At 56.2% G+C, this 19,818-nt stretch carries 16 protein-coding genes; 4 read left to right on the top strand and 12 right to left on the bottom strand.

The window, feature by feature from the left end:
• Nucleotides 1-63: 63 nt before the first annotated feature.
• The 6 genes from F3J28_RS07695 to malX form a co-directional block, all read right to left on the bottom strand.
• On the bottom strand, nt 64-525 hold the full coding sequence (locus F3J28_RS07695; protein WP_166874681.1) for a GNAT family N-acetyltransferase: 462 nt from the start codon (nt 523-525) through the stop codon (nt 64-66).
• 128 nt (nt 526-653) lie between these two features.
• Nucleotides 654-1,484, bottom strand: coding sequence for a class I SAM-dependent methyltransferase (locus F3J28_RS07690; protein ID WP_166874678.1), 831 nt, complete (start codon nt 1,482-1,484; stop codon nt 654-656).
• Nucleotides 1,485-1,744: 260 nt separating this feature from the next.
• Complete coding sequence (locus F3J28_RS07685) at nt 1,745-3,220, bottom strand: peptide MFS transporter (protein ID WP_166874675.1); 1,476 nt, start codon at nt 3,218-3,220, stop codon at nt 1,745-1,747.
• 190 nt (nt 3,221-3,410) lie between these two features.
• Entirely contained in the window at nt 3,411-4,841 is a 1,431-nt protein-coding gene (locus F3J28_RS07680; protein WP_166874673.1) for a CehA/McbA family metallohydrolase, read from the bottom strand.
• 132 nt (nt 4,842-4,973) lie between these two features.
• Nucleotides 4,974-6,146: a MalY/PatB family protein gene (locus F3J28_RS07675; protein WP_166874670.1), complete on the bottom strand. Its 1,173-nt coding sequence runs from the start codon at nt 6,144-6,146 to the stop codon at nt 4,974-4,976.
• Nucleotides 6,147-6,236: 90 nt separating this feature from the next.
• Entirely contained in the window at nt 6,237-7,826 is a 1,590-nt protein-coding gene (gene malX / locus F3J28_RS07670; protein ID WP_008456400.1) for a maltose/glucose-specific PTS transporter subunit IIBC, read from the bottom strand.
• 185 nt (nt 7,827-8,011) lie between these two features.
• Between malX and F3J28_RS07665 the strand changes: the two genes are divergently transcribed.
• A complete protein-coding gene (locus F3J28_RS07665; RefSeq protein ID WP_166874667.1) occupies nt 8,012-9,046 on the top strand; it encodes a Mal regulon transcriptional regulator MalI in 1,035 nt (344 codons plus the stop codon).
• Nucleotides 9,047-9,062: 16 nt separating this feature from the next.
• Entirely contained in the window at nt 9,063-9,650 is a 588-nt protein-coding gene (locus F3J28_RS07660; protein WP_008456396.1) for a GNAT family N-acetyltransferase, read from the top strand.
• Between the two features lie 32 nt (nt 9,651-9,682).
• Here the strand turns inward: F3J28_RS07660 and F3J28_RS07655 are convergent, their stop codons facing one another.
• Both F3J28_RS07655 and manA read right to left on the bottom strand, forming a co-directional pair.
• A complete protein-coding gene (locus F3J28_RS07655; RefSeq protein WP_166874665.1) occupies nt 9,683-11,266 on the bottom strand; it encodes a YdgA family protein in 1,584 nt (527 codons plus the stop codon).
• Between the two features lie 131 nt (nt 11,267-11,397).
• Complete coding sequence (manA, locus tag F3J28_RS07650; protein ID WP_166874662.1) at nt 11,398-12,573, bottom strand: mannose-6-phosphate isomerase; 1,176 nt, start codon at nt 12,571-12,573, stop codon at nt 11,398-11,400.
• Between the two features lie 206 nt (nt 12,574-12,779).
• On the opposite strand from manA, the gene fumA reads away from it, so the two are divergent.
• Complete coding sequence (fumA, locus tag F3J28_RS07645; RefSeq protein ID WP_008456390.1) at nt 12,780-14,426, top strand: class I fumarate hydratase FumA; 1,647 nt, start codon at nt 12,780-12,782, stop codon at nt 14,424-14,426.
• Nucleotides 14,427-14,479: 53 nt separating this feature from the next.
• Nucleotides 14,480-15,877 (top strand): class II fumarate hydratase, encoded by a 1,398-nt coding sequence (gene fumC / locus F3J28_RS07640; RefSeq protein WP_008456388.1) that lies wholly within the window; start codon nt 14,480-14,482, stop codon nt 15,875-15,877.
• Between the two features lie 3 nt (nt 15,878-15,880).
• Here the strand turns inward: fumC and tus are convergent, their stop codons facing one another.
• The 4 genes from tus to folM form a co-directional block, all read right to left on the bottom strand.
• Nucleotides 15,881-16,810 (bottom strand): DNA replication terminus site-binding protein, encoded by a 930-nt coding sequence (tus, locus tag F3J28_RS07635; RefSeq protein ID WP_166874659.1) that lies wholly within the window; start codon nt 16,808-16,810, stop codon nt 15,881-15,883.
• Nucleotides 16,811-16,939: 129 nt separating this feature from the next.
• Nucleotides 16,940-18,235, bottom strand: coding sequence for a two-component system sensor histidine kinase RstB (gene rstB, locus F3J28_RS07630; RefSeq protein WP_008456385.1), 1,296 nt, complete (start codon nt 18,233-18,235; stop codon nt 16,940-16,942).
• Between the two features lie 28 nt (nt 18,236-18,263).
• Nucleotides 18,264-18,992: a two-component system response regulator RstA gene (gene rstA, locus F3J28_RS07625; protein WP_008456384.1), complete on the bottom strand. Its 729-nt coding sequence runs from the start codon at nt 18,990-18,992 to the stop codon at nt 18,264-18,266.
• Between the two features lie 77 nt (nt 18,993-19,069).
• Nucleotides 19,070-19,801 (bottom strand): dihydromonapterin reductase, encoded by a 732-nt coding sequence (gene folM / locus F3J28_RS07620; RefSeq protein ID WP_166874837.1) that lies wholly within the window; start codon nt 19,799-19,801, stop codon nt 19,070-19,072.
• Between the last annotated feature and the right edge of the window lie 17 nt (nt 19,802-19,818).

Genomic DNA, 19,818 nt, shown 5'->3' with positions numbered 1-19,818 from the left:
AATTGCTACGGCTGTCAGCATTTTGTTGCGCAAACGTCCCTGTCGCGCTTTTGCCGAGAAAAATTACTGCAGCGTTAGCTTGTAGCCAAAATGGCTGGCCTCAAAACCAAGGTTGTCATAAAAGCGGTGCGCATCAGTCCGTGTTTTGTCCGTAGTGAGTTGTACGAGGTGACAGCCTCTTTCTTTGCACTGCTGGACGGCCCAGTCCACCATCTGTTTGCCAAACCCCGTCCCTCTCTGTGAACGCGCAATGCGTACCGCTTCAATCTGGCCGCGCCACGCGCCTTTGCGCGCTAAGCCCTGAATAAAGGTCAGCTGTAACGTCCCGATGACCTCATCTCCGGATACGGCTACGGCAAGTAGCTGGTTTGGGTCGGCATCGATGGCATGAAAAGCCTCAATGTAGCGCTGATCTAAGGGAAGGCAGGGATCTTCTCTCAGGCGGCCCAGAAGGTCGTCGGCTAACAGCGTGATAATGGCGGGAACATCGGCAAGCTGTGCTTTACGAAAAAGTATCTCGGTCATTGGCTGGTTTCCATCAGGGGAAAGAAGGCTTGTGTCGGCAAATGTTAGCACAGCCAGCTTTTAGGGCTGGCTGTTTTTGGGTTTTATAAAAAGTGGTTTGTAAGCATATTTAAATAAAAAAGATCTTTTTATTCGCCTGTGTCACCGACGGCTGCCAACCCATATTTAATCGCGCAGGTAGCTATAAACGTCGGCATAAACTGGTCAATCAAGAAACGCGGGTTGGGCTGCTTATCTTCATAAAAACCGGCCAGAGCGAAACCCGCCTCAAGCTGCCCGCCGATCTGCTCTTCCAGTGAATGGCCGAAGACGAACGCTTCTCCCCGAGCCTGTTTCGCGGCCAGCTCGTCGGCCGTGAGATCATTGACGTCAGAATAGGGCAGGCTGAATCTTGGGCGGATAACGCCTTGTTCGGCATAGTTGGCGGCACGATCGCCGATGAAAACAACCGGATTAAAAAAGCTGGATAACAGCTTTCCGCCTCTCGCTAAAATCCGGTAACAGCCGTGCCAGATGGGGCGAATATCTGGCACGTACTGGTTGGATATCGGGTGGATAATGTAGTCAAAGCTTTTATCCGCGAAACGGGACAGATCGCGCATATCGCCCTGAACAAATGTCAGCTTCAGATTGTCCCGTTGCGCAACAAAGCGGTCTTTATTGAGCTGCTCCTGCGATAAATCATATACGGTGACCTCCGCCCCGGCGGCGGCGAGCACCGGTGCCTGCTGCCCCCCGGCAGACGCCAGGCAGAGAATGCGTTTTCCCTGCACGTTCGGTAGCCAGCTGTCAGGGAGCTTGCCTGGCGTTAAATGAATCTGCCACTCGCCGCGGCGGGCTTGTGCAATGATGTCGGCACCAACAGGCTGTGACCATTCGCACTGCTGGCGGGCAAGGGCATCCCATGCGGCGCGGTTGTGCTCGAGTAAGTCGGAAGAGTGGGTAAATGTATCAGGCATCTTATTTTCCTCTGGGGAGTGAAAAGCAGAGCCAGGGAATAGCGGCAAGATGTGTGGCAGAAGCCACAGCCGAAACTGCAAAAATAAACAGCAATGCGTATTCACACTGGCATAAGTCAGGCAGCGAGCGCATTAGTTGTTCATTTCGTTGCAAACCTCGGGGAGAAAGAGTGGGCGATTAACTCTAGTTCCTGCCGGGAAGGGCGTCAACCGCCATTTAAGATATTACAAAAAGCGCGGGTTCCCCCGCGCCCTGTGACTCAGGCCTGAGCCGTGTTTTTTTGCTCGATCAGGCGGCGGAGCAGCGGGATTAGCAGCAACAAAATGACGCCGGTAGCGACGGAGCCCCAGCCCAGCTGGCTAAAGACTTTACTGTAGCCAGGGTCGGTCAGTACCGGCGTGCTGCCGCTGTTTTGCGGCATGCGGCCGGAAACATAGCCCGCCAGCACGGAGGCCACGCCCGTAACCATCATCCAGCAGCCCATCATCAGGCCCTGCAGGTTGGCCGGGGCCAGTTTGCCGATCATCGAGTAGCCCACCGGGGAAATCAGCAGTTCGCCGATGCTTTGCAGAATGTAGCTCAGGACAATCCATTTCAGCGCCACCATGCCGTCCGCTCCTGCCATGGAGATACCCAGCGGCAGCACCAGCATGCCAACGCCCATACAGAACAACGAAGAGGCAAACTGGGCGGGAATGTCGATGCGCACGCCGCGATCGCGCAGGCGTTTGAACAGCCAGGCCATCAGCGGGCCGCCGATCACGATGACGATAGTGTTGATGTTTTGCAGCCACTGCGGAGAAACTTCCCAGCCGAAAGCGTTCAGGGTGACGTTATGCTCGGCGAACAGCGTCAGCCCCATAGGAGCCAGCTGGTACAGCGACCAAAACACCAGCGATCCGGCGGCCAGCAGCAGGTAAGCTGCCATGCGGCGACGCTCGTGCTTGCGAGGGTGGCGGGCGGTCATGACGCACAGTGCCAGGAAGACCAGCACCCCCAGCACGATAACAAACGTGCTGCTGAATTCGGTATGGCCGAGCAGCAGGCGCAGGACAGGGACCAGAAGAATCAGGATCAGCAGCCCAAAAGCCATGCGCAGATAAAACCCTTTCCCCTTGATGTGCTGCAGCGGCGTACTGATATCTGCCAGCACCGGCCAGCGGAGCAGGGTAATGACTACGGCGGCGACGTTGCCGAGGGTGGCAAACAGGAACAGCGCCCGGTAGCTTTCGGTCAACTGGTAGTAGCCCGCCACGGTAAAGCCGATAAAGAAGCCCAGGTTCATCCCGGCGTAGTTCCACAGGAAGGCGGCTTCACGGCGATCGTCGTCCGGCGCAAAACGCTGGGTCAGCATCATGTTCAGGCAGGTCACGTTCAGCCCGCTGCCGCTCAGGAACATCGCCAGCCCCCACCACAGGCCCGTCAGGCCCGCGTCGGCAATCAGATAACAGCCCGCGACCTGCAGCAGCATCCCCAGCACAAACAGGTTCCGGTTGCTCAGATAGCGGCCCCCGAGGCAGCCGCCAAACAGGTGCAGCCCGTAGTTGAATGCTCCGAAGATCCCCATCATGGCATCGGCCTGGCCTTCGCTAAAGCCCAGTCGCTTTGTGACGTACAGCACCAGCGTGGAGTAAAGCACCGCAAAGCCCAGGGTGGCGAACATCTGAATAAAGAACAACGCGCCCGAGCCGGGAGGAATGGCCTGATGCGAGGCGTGGCCGGAAGATAAACTCATATTGTCTCTCTCAACAACAAAAAGACCCGGGAAGCGCGGCGTCACCGGGTCTTAATTTCTATGACTATGATGAGGGAGCATTTTCGTCGCTTTTAGCGGTTTTATGCAAAGCAGAACGACTAAATATTCACATTAAATAATTTCAAAATTTTACAAACCAAAAAGATAACCAGACGAAAGTGCTTAAAAATCACTCCGAATCGGTGCTGCGGGGAAATTCAAGGTGGCCGGTCACCTCGCCCCAGGTTGCGCCGACAGGCGAGAGAAATAGCGGATGCTGAGCGCAGTAAACCGGGTTGATCATGCCCTCCAGCGTGCCGTCCTCACGGCGGATATCCCAGCGAATCCACGCATGTTTTTTCATATCTGCGTGAATGTCTTGCGGCGTGTTTTCCAGGGGATATTCAGCCAGAATACCCGCTTCCGACACGACCTGAAGCGTGTAGCGCCGTTCGCTATCTTTTACCGCTACAGTCAATACGATCTGTTTGCCGTCAGCAGCGTCGCCCGGCAGCAGCGCGCCGTCATTCAGGCTGAACGTCAGGCCGCAGCGGCGCTCAAAGTAACAATGCCCGCTTTTGATGGCGGCAAGAATGGCCTCTCCGCTGAGCGCCTCGGCATAAACCCAGGTTGCCGGGTCGCCGTAAATAGACGGCTCTGTCGCCTGCGGATAGCGCTCGTGGGGCTGCATATGGCAGTCGCTGCCGCCGACGGCATAAATCCGGTGCCCCGCGTTCCACAGCGTGGTGAAGATCTCGACCACCTGCTCGTTCGCGATGGTGGCGTTTTTCCAGGTTGGGTCGTTGAGCACTTCCAGAACGTCGATATCCGCCATCGGCATGTCGTTATAGAGCCAGCTCCACGGGTGCAGCATGGCGTGGTTTACGCTCAGTACGCTTTCTGGCCGCTTGAGCGCAATGCCCTGAGTGAGCAGCCCGCGGCTGCTGTAATCCGCATGGAACATATTTAGCGTGGCGGCGGGGCCGTGCACGTTCAGGTGGCCTTTGTCGGCGGTGACTTCAATGCTCGGCAGCAACAAAACGCTGTCGTGGCGCGGGAGACAGGCGTGGGACAAGTTGTGCTCGGTCAGGAAGAAGAAATCCAGTCCCTGCGAAGCCATGATATCCAGCGCCTCAGGCAGCGTGTTGTTGCCGTCGGACAGCGTGGTGTGGCCGTGCAGGTCGCCGCGATACCAGCCGGGACGATCGCTGAGCGTGTGCTGGTAGTCAAAAATGACCTGGTGATCCGGGCGTAAAACGTCTTGTTTTTCAAAATCAACGGAGGCGGCCAGTGCGTCGAAAGTCACATCCAGCCGATAGCTCATAGGCTGCGGCGAACGGCTTTCACCGATGACGTTATAGATATGTAATTGCCATTCTCCGGCGGGGAGTTCACCGGGGAGAGCACCGACGGAAGCCCAGTCCGCGCAGACTGTGAGCACCTTTTCCGGTTTTTGCAGCATCACCGAGGCTCTTAGCTGCTGGCGGCTGTCGTAAAGGTAGCAGTAAAGGTGTCCGGTACGCAGCGTCGTGCCCGTCAGGCTAATCGCCGGGGCATTGTCTGCTACAGAGAAGGTGTGAACGGCATGACCGAAGGGAATTTCACCGGTAAAAACGTGCATGATTTGCTCCTGTTCTTAATTGTCACGAGCTTAAGGGGAGCGAGTGAAGATTGTGTGTCGATTGGGTGTCGGAAACATGACGAAGTGATGAATGCCGCAGGAGAGGAAGGGGAGCTGGCTCCCCTTTACGGGCTATGACAGCGAATGGATCCCGGCAATAAGCCGCTCGACGCCAGCCTCAAGTTTGACGCGCGGGCACCCGGCGTTCAGGCGTACAAAACCGTTACCCTCTTCACCGTAGGTATAGCCCGGCATAATGGCGACCTTCTGCTCTTCAATAAGCACTTTCTGCAGCGCTCTGTCGTCCAGCCCCAGCGGGCGTAAATCAATCCAGGCCAGGTAGGTTGACTGCGGCGGCTGCCAGTTCAGCTCCGGGAACGCCTGGTTCAGCCTGTCGGCCACGAACTGTAAATTGCTTTGCAGGTAGTCCCGCAGCGCGTCAAGCCAGGGTTGGCCCTCACGGTAGGCGGCAATATGAGCCACAATCGCCAGCACCGCCGGAGAGGAGAGGCCATCCTGCCCTTTGAGCACGTTCAGGTATTTTTGGCGGTCGTCTGCATGATTAATCAGCCCGTAAGCGCCGGTAAGTGCCGGGATATTGAAGCTTTTCGAGCCGGATGTGAGCAGCGCCCAGCCGCCGAGGCCAACTTCGCACCACGGAATGTGACGGTTATTGCCCCACACCATATCCATATGAATCTCATCGCTGATAACCCGCACGCCGTGGCGTGCGCAGAGTTCAGCCATGGTGGTCAGCTCTTCCCGTGTCCAGACTTTGCCCGTTGGGTTATGCGGGCTGCAAAGCAGCATGATTTTACATTCAGGCCTGGCGAGCAGGGTTTCCAGCTCCGCCATATCGCAGTGCCAGCCTTGCGCCGTTTTTTGCAGCGGCGCGCTCAGAACCTGACGCTGGTTGCCTTCAATTGCTTTGTAGAACGCATCGTACGCGGGGGTATGAATCAGCACGCCGTCGCCCGGCTGCGACCACTGGCGTATAAGCTGCGAAACCATGTAAATCACCGAAGGACCGTAGACTACGCTCTCCGGGTCGATGCTGCTGCCGAAACGCTGCTGGTACCAGTGGGCGATGGCGGAGAGAAAATCGTCGTTCTTCCAGCGGCTGTAGCCGAGTACGCCGTGGACCAATCTTTTTTGCAGGGCAGCGAGAATGCAGGGCGCGGTAGGGAAGTCCATATCGGAAATGGTGAAGGGCAGCAGGTCGGCCGCGCCGAAGCGGTCGGCCACATAATCCCACTGGGTGCACCAGGTGCCGTGGCGGTCTACCGGAACAGAAAAATCAAACATACAACCTCACAGCTTTTAACCACAAAGAGGGAAAACCGCGCTTTCCCTCTTTGCATGATAATGAAGAGCGCCGAAGTGCTCCTGGATAAATTAAGCCTCGACGGTACGCATCAGGCCGACCATCTCATCTTTTACCGACTGAACCTGTGGCCCGATAACCACCTGCAGGTTGTGCTCGTTGAGCTTCACCACGCCGATGGCGCGGTTGGCCTTCAGCGCCGCGGTATCCACCAGCGACATATCTTTAACCGACAGGCGCAGGCGGGTGATACAGTTATCCAGCGTCGAAATGTTATCGCTGCCGCCCAGCGCCGCCAGAATCGCTGGCACGTTATAGCCAGATTTGCCCGTGTGGCCGCCAACCGGTTTTTCTGCAGTGGTGGTTTCAATATCACGCCCTGGGGTTTTGATATTGAAGCGGGTAATGGCGAAGCGGAAGATGGCATAGTAGCCAGCAAACCATACCGCGGCCACAACCGGGACCATATACCATTTGGTGGACAGGCCGTGCAGCACGCCGAAGACGAAGAAGTCAATAATGTTGCCGTCGGTGTTGCCGATAGTCACGCCCAGCACGGACATCATGGTGAAGCCAATCCCGGTCAGCACGGCGTGAATCAGGTACAGCACCGGCGCGACGAACAGGAACAGAAACTCGATAGGTTCGGTGGTGCCGCCCACGACGCAGGCAATCACGCCGGAGATCAACAGCCCTTTAATTTTATGGCGGTTTTCCGGGCGAGCACAGTGGTACATCGCCAGCGCGGCACCTGGCAGGCCGCCGAGGAACGCCGGCATTTTACCCTGAGACAGGAACTGCGTTGCGCTTTCAGAGAAGCCGTGGGTGGTCGGGCAGCTCAGCTGCGCCTGGAAGATAGTCAACGCGCCGCTCACGGTGTGACCGCACACGTCCATGGTGCCGCCCGCTTCGGTGAAGCGAATCAGGGCCACCAGAATGTGCTGCAGGCCGAACGGCAGCAGCAGGCGTTCCCCGGTACCGAAGATCATTGGCCCGAAGATACCTGCGCTGTGGATCATATAGCCCAGGGCGTTTATCCCGGCGGCAAAAATTGGCCAGATCAGCGGGATAACCAGGCCAACCAGGCCCATCACCAGGGTGGTAATAATGGGCACAAAGCGGGTGCCGCCGAAGAACGCTAATGCGTCCGGCAGGCGGATATTGTGAAAACGCTCGTGCAGCAGATAAACGATAATCCCGGCAATGACCGCGCCGAGAATACCGGTATCAATTGACTGCACGCCGAGCACGCTTTGAATGTTATTGGCTTTGAGGATTGCCGCATCGGTCGTTGGCAAGATGCCTTTGGCGGTCAGCCAGAAGTTAACCGCGAGGTTCATCACCATATAGCCGACAAAGCCGGCGAAGGCGGCCACGCCTTTATTTTCACGCGCCAGGCCCAGCGGGATGGCGATACAGAACATCACTGGCAGGAAGCTGAACGCGAATGAGCCCATTTTGCTCATCCAGGTAAAGATCAGCTGTAAGACTGGGTTGCCCAGCCACGGGATCTCGGTAACAACGTCATGACTGCTCAGCGAACTGCCAATCCCCAGCATGATGCCGCAGAACGACAGCAGCGCCACCGGCAACATAAAAGTTTTGCCGAGGTTCTGGAAAAACTCCCAAAGCGATTTTTTTTGTGGTGTATTAGCCGCCATCACGACTCCTTGACCCGGTTAAAATGAGGTGTTGTGTAGTAAAGTTTGAAAATGATAAAACGTTTTACCCAATTTTATCGTGAGGACGATCGCAGAATTACCGCGCATAATGACGTTGAATGTGCCAGCATTAGTAAAACGTTTTATCTTTATATTTATCGATTCACGGAGGATCTGACTTAACGATGTCGACGCTGACCAAAAGAATCACTATCAACGAGGTTGCCGAGGCAGCAGGTGTCTCGGTGACCACGGTATCGCTGGTGCTTAGCGGTAAGGGGAGGATCTCCACCGCCACCGGTCAGCGGGTGAATGAGGCTATCGAAAAGTTAGGCTTTGTGCGTAATCGCCAGGCCGCTTCGCTGCGCGGTGGCCAGAGCGGGGTGATTGGCCTGATTGTCCGCGATCTCTGTAATCCTTTTTATGCGGAGTTAACCGCCGGGTTAACGGAAGCGCTGGAGCAACAGGGCCAGCTTCTGTTTCTCACCCAGAGCGGTAGCCAGGGACAGCACATGCAGCGCTGTTTTGACACGCTGGTGGCCCAGGGCGTGGACGGCATTATTATTGCCGGTGCGGCAGGTCAGGGCGCGGATCTGCGGGATATGGCAGTACAGAATAAGGTGCCGCTGGTGTTTGCCTCACGAGCAAGTTATCTGGACGAGGTTGATATCATCCGCCCGGATAATATGCAGGCAGCGCAAATGGTGACCGAGCATCTGATTAAGCGCGGGCATCAGCGTATTGCGTGGCTGGGCGGGCGTAGCTCGTCGTTAACACGTGCGGAACGGCTGGGCGGCTTTTGCGCCACCCTGATGCAGCATGGGCTGCCTTTCCACAGCGACTGGATCCTTGAGTGCGAGCCGAGCCAGAAACAGGCGGCGGATGCCATCACGGAACTGCTGCACAACTTCCCGACCATCAGCGCCGTGGTTTGCCACAACAGCACCGTGGCGATGGGGGCGTGGTTCGGCCTGACCCGCGCGGGTTGGCAGATGGGCGGCGGCAGCGTGGACAGTTATTACGACCGGCACATCGCGCTGGCAGGCTTTGCCGAAGTTACAGAAGATGATCTGGACGACGTGCCAATGACGTGGGTGACGACGCCTGCGAGAGAAATTGGCCGCAGCGCGGCACAGCGTATTCTCCAGCGAGCCCAGGAAAGCGACGTCCTGTTCAGCAATCAGATTATGCCCGCCCGGTTAATCACCATTAAAAACTAACTTTTTCAGGAATCACATGAGCGACTTTCCTACCCTTACCGGCCAGCGTATCAAGCTCAGGCCGCTGGCGCTGAGCGATGCCCCACTGCTGGTTGAGGCCGCCTCGGACGGTGAGCTGTGGAATTTGCCGTTTACCGTTGTGCCGTCCGCGCAGACGGTAAACGACTACATCCAGCATGCGCTCAATGGGCGGCAGGCAGGAACTATTTTGCCGTTCGTGACGACGGATATTGAGTCTGGACACGTGATTGGCTGCACGCGGTTTTGGAAAATAGATATGAAAAACCGCAAGCTTGAAATCGGCAGTACGTGGCTTGCCGCCCGCTGGCAGCGAACCTGGGCCAATACCGAAGCCAAATTTCTAATGCTGCAATATGCGTTTGAGACGCTGGATTGTGTTCGGGTGCAGTTCACCACGGATGTGATTAACGAAAAGTCTCGCCGGGCTATTCTAAGATTAGGCGCGAAGCAGGAAGGGATTGTCAGGCACGAGCGAATCATGCCGGATGGCCGCAAGCGTGATTCGGTAAGATTTAGCATTATTGACGATGAATGGCCAGAGATTCGGGATTCACTTGCGGCGCTGCTGGCCGACAGAAACTAAAAAACCCGCCATCTGGCGGGTTTTTGTATGGCTTACTGCTGAGGTGCCGGGTCGGCATCCGGAGAAGCATCGTCTCCCGGCGCTTCGTCCTGTGGCTGCGGCACGGCATCGCTATCGTTATCCTGCAGCGCCGGTCCACCCATGCCTGCCGGCAGCGCGAACATGCTGAACAGCTCGCCCAGCGACATCTGCTCGCCGTTCAGGGAGGCTTTGCCATTGCCGTATTGCAGGCTGGTGGTGATGTTATCGCCGTCAACTTTGGTGACGCGGAACATCTGGCCCATGGCAGCGAGGCCCTTGATCTGCTGGCTGGCGAGTTTGTCTGACTCTTCCGGACTATAGCCTTCCAGCTGCGCCACCTGGGACATCAGCCCCGTAGCCATCGGCATAGGGATAACCAACTTCGCGTCGAGAGATTTCACGTAGCGATCCAGCTGTTCTTCCGCCGAATTGGCCGGGCCGGTTGCGCCCTGCGGATCCTTCATAAACAAGGACAGGTTAAAGGTCGATTCGCCTTTCGCGTTCTTCCAGCTCAGCGGGGCGACGGTAATGATTGGGTTGCCCTTCAGCAGCAGCGGCAGGTTAGCGCTAATCAGCTCCACGGATTTTTGCTGATAGAGCTCAGGGTTTTGCTGCAGCGCTGGATCGGCCATCAGCTGCTGTACGCCCGCGTTATATTTCTGGGTAAACTCGCGCAGCGCGGCGGCATCAATATTGCCGAGCTTGAGCGTCAGCTTGCCGCTGCCCATGTTCTGGTTCTGGACTTTCAGCGCATCAAGGCTGTAGTCGAACTGGCCGGTGAAGTGTTTTTTGTCGTCCTGCACGTCAGATTTTGCGTTCAGGTTAAAGCCTTCCACGACGGCAATTTCTTTGCCATCCACAACCATAGACAGCTTATCGATGGTCGCTTTCTGAGAGCCTACGCGCTGGTCAAACAGGCTGCGTTTGCTGTCGCCGTCGGTTTTGATCCCGTTGAAAGAGAGCTGCACGCGCTGGCCGTATTCGTTAACGGTGTTTACAAGGCCGCTGTCGGCCGAGCCGGACAGGGCTATTTCATTGCCCGCGCCATCAACGTCGGCGGTAAATTTTCCGCCGCTGAAGCTGAACTTGTCTTCACCCTCGGTGGCATCAATGGCCGCCAGGGCGATATCCGAAGACGTTGCACCGCTGTAGCCCACGCGAGTTTCCACGCCGATAAGCGGCTTATCTTTGGTCAGCGTGAAGAGGTGTTTGGTGGTGTCGTTATTCACCAGCTCGGTGTGGATCGACGCCATGCTCGGGATCAGGTTGAATTTCTTCAGCTGTGCGAACGGGAAAGGACCATGGTCGATGGTTTCGTTGAATAACACGCTTTGGTCTGGCGTGAGCAGGGCGTTTTTCGTCCCGGCAGCCTGTTTAACCACCAGCTGTACCGAACTATGGAAAAGCCCACGCTTGTAGTCCTGATAGCTGAGGACCAGCCCTGATTCCGGTGCTGAATTTTTGATTTCAGCATTGGCGTTATCAATCATTTCGGCCATACGGCCTTCGAGCTGTTTGCCCGTAAACCAGGCCCCAGCGGTCCATACCACGCCCAGCGCAACAATTACCCCAACCGCAACCAGAGATTTTTTCATCGTGTCATTATCCATGTCATGTATAGAAGCCGGCAGCCGTCCCCCACCGGGCGAAAGAAAAACGCCTGTTATCAGGCGTTTTCGTCAACATGCTTACTAGCTTAGCAATACGCGCTAAAAAGATCAGTAAGTTAAAGTTTATTAAACACTCGTGCTACCCGGCCAACGCCGCTGACGGCAATCGGGGATTCTGCGGCGCTAATAAAGGCTGACTCGCCCGGCTTCAGCACCAGGCGCTGGGCGTCTTTGGTTAGCACGGCTTCACCTTCAACGCAGAACACAATGGCAGCGCTTTGTTGTGCCAGCGCGGCTTCCTGCGTGCCCAGGTCGTGCAGGGAGAAGGCAAAGTCATCCACTGGAATAGGGAAGTCCAGTTCGCTGCCGTTTATCTGCGGCTCGGTCAGCAGTTGATTGGCCGGTTTTGGCTCAAATTTGACGTTGGCCACCAGTTCAGGGATGTCGATGTACTTCGGCGTCAGCCCGGCACGCAGCACGTTGTCAGAGTTAGCCATCACTTCCAGCGCGACGCCGTTCAGGTAGGCGTGTGGGGTTTCGGCGAACAGGAACATCGCTTCGCCCGGCTCAAGCTTAACCACGTTTAGCAGCAGCGGGGAGAAGAGGCCGCTGTCGTCCGGGTAGAACTCGGAAATCAGGCGAATGGTTTCCCACGGCTCGCCCTGCTGATTATTCAGGGCAGCTTTTAGTACGCCAAGGGCCAGGGCTTTTTCTCCGCCCTGCATATTTAGCAGGCCGGCAAACAGCTGCGCCAGGGTTTCGGCCCCAGGCTGCTGGAGGAAATGCGCAATCAGTGGATGTGCGCCAGAAACCGGCTGCAGCAGCGACACAATGTCGGAGAATTCGCGGAAAGCGTTCATCGCGAGGAACGGCGTCAGGGCAAAAACCAGTTCAGGTTTGTGGTTAGGATCTTTGTAGTTACGCTCTGCGGCATCAAGCGGAATTCCCGCTGCATTTTCTTTCGCAAAGCCGATTTCAGAGGCTTTTTTGTTCGGATGAACCTGAATGGAGAGAGGCTGGGCGGCGCAAAGGACTTTGAACAGGAAAGGCAGCTCGCCAAAACGCTCGGCAACGGCTTTCCCCAACAGCGCTTGCTTATCGGCGTCAATCACATCGCGCAATGCGTGCGGTTGCCCGTTGGCATCGAGCACTTTTGAGCTACTCTTTGGGTGAGCGCCCATCCACAGTTCGGCCATGGGCTTATGCTGCGGGTTGGCGATGCCATACAGTTCCGTTAGCGCCGTTTCACTTCCCCAGGCATAATTTTGTACCGCATTGATCAATTTTTGCATCTCAGGTCCCTGTCATCATTGAATCGAAGTTTCAGTTATTAAACCAATTATCCGCGGGGAAGTAACCAGGGCAACAAAAAGTCGTATTAGTCTCAGTTTCTGTTAAAAAATTGTGTAGCATGTTATGACTTGTTTTTGGAACGCAGCGTAAGATCCTGCGCTGAAATATAAAAATTAACGTTACTGTTGTCGCAAGTGAGAGAAATATGTCGAATAAACCCTTCCATTACCAGGAGCCTTTTCCGCTCCAGAAAGACCCGACCGAATATTACCTCCTGAGCTCTGACTATGTTTCCGTCGCCGAGTTTGACGGCCAGCAAATCCTCAAGGTTGACCCTCAGGCCCTGACGCTGCTGGCTCAGCATGCCTTCCACGACGCTTCGTTTATGCTGCGCCCGGCGCACCAGCAGCAGGTGGCGGACATTCTGAGCGATCCGGAAGCCAGCGAGAACGATAAATACGTTGCGCTGCAGTTCCTGCGTAACTCAGATATTGCCGCCAAGGGCATTCTGCCGACCTGCCAGGACACCGGCACCGCTATCATTATGGGTAAAAAAGGCCAGCGCGTCTGGACCGGCGGTGGCGACGAAGAAGCGCTGTCTCGCGGCGTCTACAACACCTTTATTGAAGATAACCTGCGCTATTCCCAGAACGCCGCGCTGGATATGTACAAAGAGGTGAACACCGGCACCAACCTGCCAGCGCAGATCGATCTCTACAGCGTGGACGGCGACGAGTACAAATTCCTGTGCATCGCCAAAGGCGGCGGTTCGGCTAACAAAACCTATCTCTATCAGGAAACCAAAGCGCTGATCACCCCGGCGAAGCTGAAAGATTACCTGGTGGAGAAAATGCGCACCCTGGGCACCGCAGCCTGCCCGCCGTATCACGTGGCGTTTGTTATCGGCGGTACCTCTGCTGAAGCGACGCTGAAAACCGTGAAGCTGGCGTCAACCAAGTACTACGACGGTCTGCCAACCGAAGGTAACGAATACGGCCAGGCGTTCCGCGACGTGCAGCTGGAAGAAGAATTGCTGAAAGAAGCGCAGAATCTTGGCCTGGGCGCGCAGTTCGGCGGCAAATACTTCGCCCACGACATCCGCGTCGTTCGTCTGCCTCGCCACGGCGCATCCTGCCCGGTTGGCATGGGCGTGTCCTGCTCAGCCGACCGCAACATCAAAGCCAAAATTAACAAAGACGGCATCTGGCTTGAGAAGCTGGAGCACAATCCGGGCAAGTACATCCCGGAAGAGCTGCGTCAGGCGGGCGAGGGGGAAGCCGTTAAGGTCAACCTGAACCGTCCGATGAAAGAGATCCTCGCCCAGCTGTCCGACTTCCCGGTGTCCACCCGTCTGTCGTTAACCGGCACCATTATTGTGGCGCGTGACATCGCTCACGCTAAACTGAAAGAACGTCTCGATAACGGGGAAGATCTGCCGCAGTACGTGAAAGATCACCCGATTTATTACGCAGGCCCGGCCAAAACGCCGGACGGCTACGCATCCGGCTCCTTAGGGCCGACCACGGCGGGCCGCATGGACTCCTACGTGGATCAGCTGCAGGCCAACGGCGGCAGCATGATCATGCTGGCCAAAGGCAACCGCAGCCAGCAGGTGACCGATGCCTGTCACAAACACGGCGGATTCTACCTGGGCAGTATCGGTGGCCCGGCGGCGGTGCTGGCGCAAAATAGCATCAAGAGCCTGGAGTGTGTGGAGTACCCGGAACTGGGTATGGAAGCTATCTGGAAAATCGAAGTGGAAGACTTCCCGGCGTTCATCCTGGTGGATGACAAAGGCAACGACTTCTTCCAGAAAATTCAGGCCTCACAGTGCTCTCGATGCGTTAAGTAATACTCAAGCCGCCGCCTATAGTGGCGGCTTTTTTTATCGCAAAGGAGAAAGGCATGACATCCAGTCGCAGTGAAAAAGACTCAATGGGCCCGATCGACGTCCCGGCAGATAAGCTGTGGGGGGCGCAGACCCAGCGTTCACTTGAGCACTTCCGCATTTCTACCGAGAAAATGCCGACCGAGCTGATTCGAGCGCTGGCGCTTACCAAGCGCGCGGCGGCGAAGGTCAACGTTGACCTCGGCCTGCTGCCCGCAGAGCGCGGTACGGCCATTATCGCGGCCGCAGATGAAGTGCTGGCAGGAAAGCACCCCGGTGAGTTCCCGCTGGCTATCTGGCAGACCGGCTCCGGCACCCAAAGCAACATGAACATGAATGAAGTGCTGGCGAACCGCGCCAGTGAAATTCTGGGTGGCGTACGTGGGATGGAGCGACTGGTGCACCCGAACGACGACGTGAACAAAAGTCAGAGTTCGAACGACGTTTTCCCGACCGCCATGCACGTGGCGGCCATTATCGCGGTTCGCGAGCACCTGCTGCCGCAGCTAAACGTGCTCAGGCAAACGCTGGCCAAAAAAGCCGATGCGTTTAAGGATATTGTCAAAATTGGCCGTACCCACCTGCAAGACGCCACGCCGCTGACGTTGGGGCAGGAGATCTCCGGCTGGGTGGCGATGCTTGAGCATAACCTGAAGCACATCGATCATAGCCTGCCGCATCTGGCGGAGCTGGCGCTGGGCGGTACGGCGGTGGGTACCGGGCTGAATACCCACCCTGAATATGCGGTGCGCGTGGCAAAAGAGCTGGCTGACTTCACGAAGCAGCCGTTCGTCACGGCGCCAAACAAATTTGAAGCACTGGCCACCTGCGATGCCCTGGTTCATGCGCATGGCGCGCTGAAAGGGCTGGCCTCGTCGATGATGAAAATTGCCAACGACGTTCGCTGGCTGGCTTCCGGCCCGCGCTGCGGCATTGGCGAGCTGTCGATTCCTGAGAACGAACCGGGCAGCTCCATCATGCCGGGTAAAGTGAACCCGACCCAGTGCGAGGCCGTCACCATGCTGTGTTGCCAGGTGCTAGGGAACGATGTGGCGGTGAACATCGGCGGTGCGTCCGGTAACTTCGAGCTGAACGTGTATCGCCCGATGGTTATCCATAACTTCCTGCAGTCCGTTCGCCTGCTTGCCGACGGTATGGAAAGCTTCAACGAGCACTGCGCGGTGGGCATTGAGCCTAATCGCGATCGCATCAGCCAGTTGCTGAACGAGTCGCTGATGCTGGTGACCGCGCTCAATACCCATATTGGCTATGACAAGGCGGCAGAAATTGCCAAAAAGGCCCATAAAGAGGGGCTGACCCTTAAAGCATCGGCACTGAAGCTCGGTTATCTGACCGAGGATGAGTTTGACGCCTGGGTTCGCCCTGAGGATATGGTCGGCAGCATGAAGTCGTAAGTTTTACGTTGCGCAGTACAGATGCAGCCGCGGGATAATCAGTCTCAGCGGCTGCGCCTGAGGCTTATAGCGGTGCTGAATGTTTTCGGCATCGTAATTCAGCAGTTCGCCTAAATCGGGCGAGGTTTCACCACTTTCCTGCTTACACAACACAATCAGCGGAGAAGGGCAGGCATACTGCACCTGTTTCTGCTGCGCCTGATACCACACGCGGGCCACGGGCTGAACCTTCACCGGGCGCTTGATTTTCAGCCGTGCGTTTTCCGGCAGCCTTTGCACTTCATCCATTTCCTGCCTCACGCGATCGGCCCACTGTTCCTTCGTCCACGGCGGCACGGCTCGACCGGCATTCAGGCTTTTTTCCAGCATCTCCAGCACCTGCTGGCGGCTAAGATTTTTGACAATCTGTTTATTCGCCCAGCCAAAACGCACGGTGTCCGGCGTTTCAAGCAGGGTAATGGCGCGATAGGCGCTCAGGGTAAGCAGGCCAGGAATATGGTGGTGAACCCATTCAAAACGCTGAGCGGAGGGTAGCTCTGACTCGACGCTGATAATCTGCTCCAGCGCGTGTTTCAGCTGGTTGATGTTTTCCAGGAGCCCCGAAGTTTGCTGGTATTGCTCTTCGCTGACCGAATAACAGAGCGCGCCGGGTAGGCGCACGGCGGCCTTGGTGCTGATTTTTTCCGACTGCTGCTGGATAAACAGCCGCGTAAAGTGGGCGACGGCGGCGTGATGCGCCTCCAGCCCGACGCGCTGGGTGACTTCAATCTTAGAGAGCGGATCGTGCTCTTTGCTTTTTTCTATCTCCGGCAGCGTAAAGACCCGCCCGCTGAGCAGTCGAAGCTGACCGAGCTGTGCCCTGAGCACAGCCAGGTGCTGCTCCAGCTCCCGGCAGGTGGACGTTAAACGTTCAATAAGATCGTAGCGTGGCATAGCGACTCACATTAGTTACAACATACTTATGAACTGTAGCAACGGGAGGCTGCATCAGCAACTGTGAACCTGCCGCTTAACAGGGAAAAATCGCCCGGTAAGGGGTTACCGGGCTGGCGAATTCAGGATTCAGGAAAGGTACGTGGTATTGACCGGCCATGAAAAGCGGAAGCTGGCGCCGCCCAAAGAGCTGCTTTCAATGGTGACGTGTCCACCCATCGCCACGGCAATAGAATGGACTATCGCCAGGCCAAGCCCGCAGCCGCCGGTTGCCCTGTCCCGGCTGGGGTCGAGGCGAACAAAAGGCTCGAATACGCGGGCGCGCTCTTCCTCGGGAATGCCCGGGCCGTCATCTTCTACCTGCAAATGGGCGATATCATCTTCACGCCACAGGCTGACACGCAGCTGCTGCTCACTGTAGCGCAGGGCGTTATTGATCAGGTTGTCCGTGACGCGTTCCATGAGACGCAGATCCAGCGCGCCATAGTCAATGGCGGTGAGGGTATCTGTCTCCAGGCTAATCCGGCGCTGACGGTGAATGAGCTGTACGTCGGCAATATGCGTTTCCATCCAACTGGCAAATTTGACGTGCGCCAGATGAAGCTCGGTCTGCGGGCGGTCGAGGCGCGCGTAGGTTAGCAGCTCGTCAATCAGCGCCTCTAGCTGGCCAATATCCCGATTGAGCGCCAGAGATTCCTCTTCGCTGAGGTTGTCGCTCATTTCAAGACGGTAACGCAGGCGAACGAGCGGGGTACGCAGCTCGTGGGCAATGCCGTCAATCAGCTGCTTCTTGCTGGCAATCAGGGCGTTGATGTTATCGGCCATTTGGTTAAAGGCAATGCCCAGCCGTTCAAAGCTAGAGGCATTATCAAAATGGATGTGCTCATCCAGGTGACCTTTACCAAATCGCTGGGCGGCACTTTCCAGTTTGAGCATGTCCTGCCAGTGCGGGCGCATCCAGATGAACACCGGGAAGGCGAGCGAAATAGCGATAAATGCGATCAGGCCAATATCCAGCAGCCGCATCTGGTGCAGATAAAAGAGATACGGAATTGGGCCAACGGCCAGAACGTAGTGGCTGCGTGGAATGCGCTGGATAAATGTATACTCTTCGTCCAGCGCCACAATCTCGCCTTCTCGCAGGTGGCGAGCGGCAACGTCATCGAGTTTGAACTTGCTCATCGGCTCAATATTGAGCTTGAAGGAGAGGTTCAGGTCGAGATCGTTGATCGTTTTATTCCAGTCCCGCGGCGGAATTTCACGTAGCTCGCTGCGCATCAGGTACAGCGAACTTTTCATTAAGTCATCCAGCGACTGGCGTCCCGCCCGCTCGGCGGTGAACTTATACACCAGCCCGACCAGCATGGTCATCACCAGGAAGCAGACAAACAACAAAAGATAAAACTGTACAAACAGCTTTTTCATTGAGCGTTACCGTCAAATCCGTATTTCATTAAGCTTCGCTTTCCCAGGCGTGAGGAGCAAATAAATAGCCTTTGTTGCGCACGGTTTTGATACGGAAGGGCTCAGTCGCATTATCCAGCAGCTTTTTACGCAGGCGGGAGATGGCCACATCCACGCTGCGATCCATGCCGTCATAGGTCACACCACGCAGATTTTTTAATAAGGCATCACGATCCATTATCTGACCGGCGTGCGTGGCAAGTTCCCACAGCAGATCGAAATCCGCAGTCGACAACACGACGTTTTCATCCCCAAGCGTGACCTGGCGGTTCAGCGGGTCAATACACAGCGTACCAAAACGTATAGCTTTATGCGGTTTGAGGTTGCTGGCCGTTGTGTCTGCCGTTTGTTGGGCTGAAACACGTTGACGGAGGTGTAACCGTAAACGCGCCAGCAGCACCGCAGGCGGCGTTGTTTTTAAAATGTAGTCATTTGCGCCCATTTCCAGCGACAGAATATGATTCATGTCGCTGTCCAGGGATGTCAGCAGAACAATCGGGCCATCCCACTGTGGACGAAGGTCGCGGCAAAGCGTCATCCCGTCTTTCCCCGGCAGCATAATATCCAGCAGCACTAAATCCGGTTGCTGTTGCTGGATAACCGCTTCGGCGCGGTCACCGCGGGTTTCAACGATAACGTCAATGTCATGTTTCCCGAGATAGGCGGCTATCAGGCCGCCAACTTCCGGGTCGTCTTCCACGTAAACTATTTTGCTCATAATCCGCCGCGTCGGCTTTTAAAATTTGAACATACAATGATGCAATAGATTACACCATTAATGGTTGGTAAACAGTGTTAGCGTAGGTGCCGGCCACCGTCTACGGCATGACTTCTGCCGGTGACATAGCGGCTGGTTAACAGATACTCAACCAGACGCACAATTTCCTGTTCACCCGGGGCGATTTTCATCAGCGATTTGTTAAGAGAGCGCTGGCGGTAGTCGGCATCGTCATCGGTGTTAAACATGATCAGGGCAGGCGCGATGGCGTTGACTTTGACTTCCGGAGCCAGTTTAAGCGCAAAAGAGAGCGTCATATTTTCCAGTGCCGCTTTACTGGCGGCGTAAGCGATATGTTTGTCGCTGCCGCGCTCCGCCACGTAATCGGTCAGATGGATGATATCGCTGCCCGCCTGACCGTGTCCGCGCAGCAAGCTCTCCAGCTCATGGTTAAGTAAGTAGGGCGCGGCAACATGAACCTGCATCATTGCCTGTAGCGTATCGCACAGGGCCGTGTCGCGGGTTTCTGGCTTCCATTCGCTGGCATTATGAATGATGGCGCGCAGCGCGGGCGTGAGTGACTTCACCCGTTCAGCGAATTCAAGGATGCCTTCATTCGTTGAAAAGTCGGCGTACAGGCAAGTGACACCGGCCTGTTCGAGTTTGTCGACAGCGGAATGGCGAGTGCGATAGCTGACAATTACCGGCTGAGATTTAGCCAGAAAATGCTGAGCCAGTGCCAGGCCAATACGCTGGCCTGCACCGGTGATAAGAATAGGTCGGTTAATAGCTTGGCTCCCCTCATCCAGAATAGTTGCCGGGGAAA

Source organism: Enterobacter sp. Ap-1006, assembly GCF_011752835.1.
GTDB lineage: Bacteria > Pseudomonadota > Gammaproteobacteria > Enterobacterales > Enterobacteriaceae > Cedecea.
This window is presented reverse-complemented; position numbering and strand designations above follow the sequence as displayed.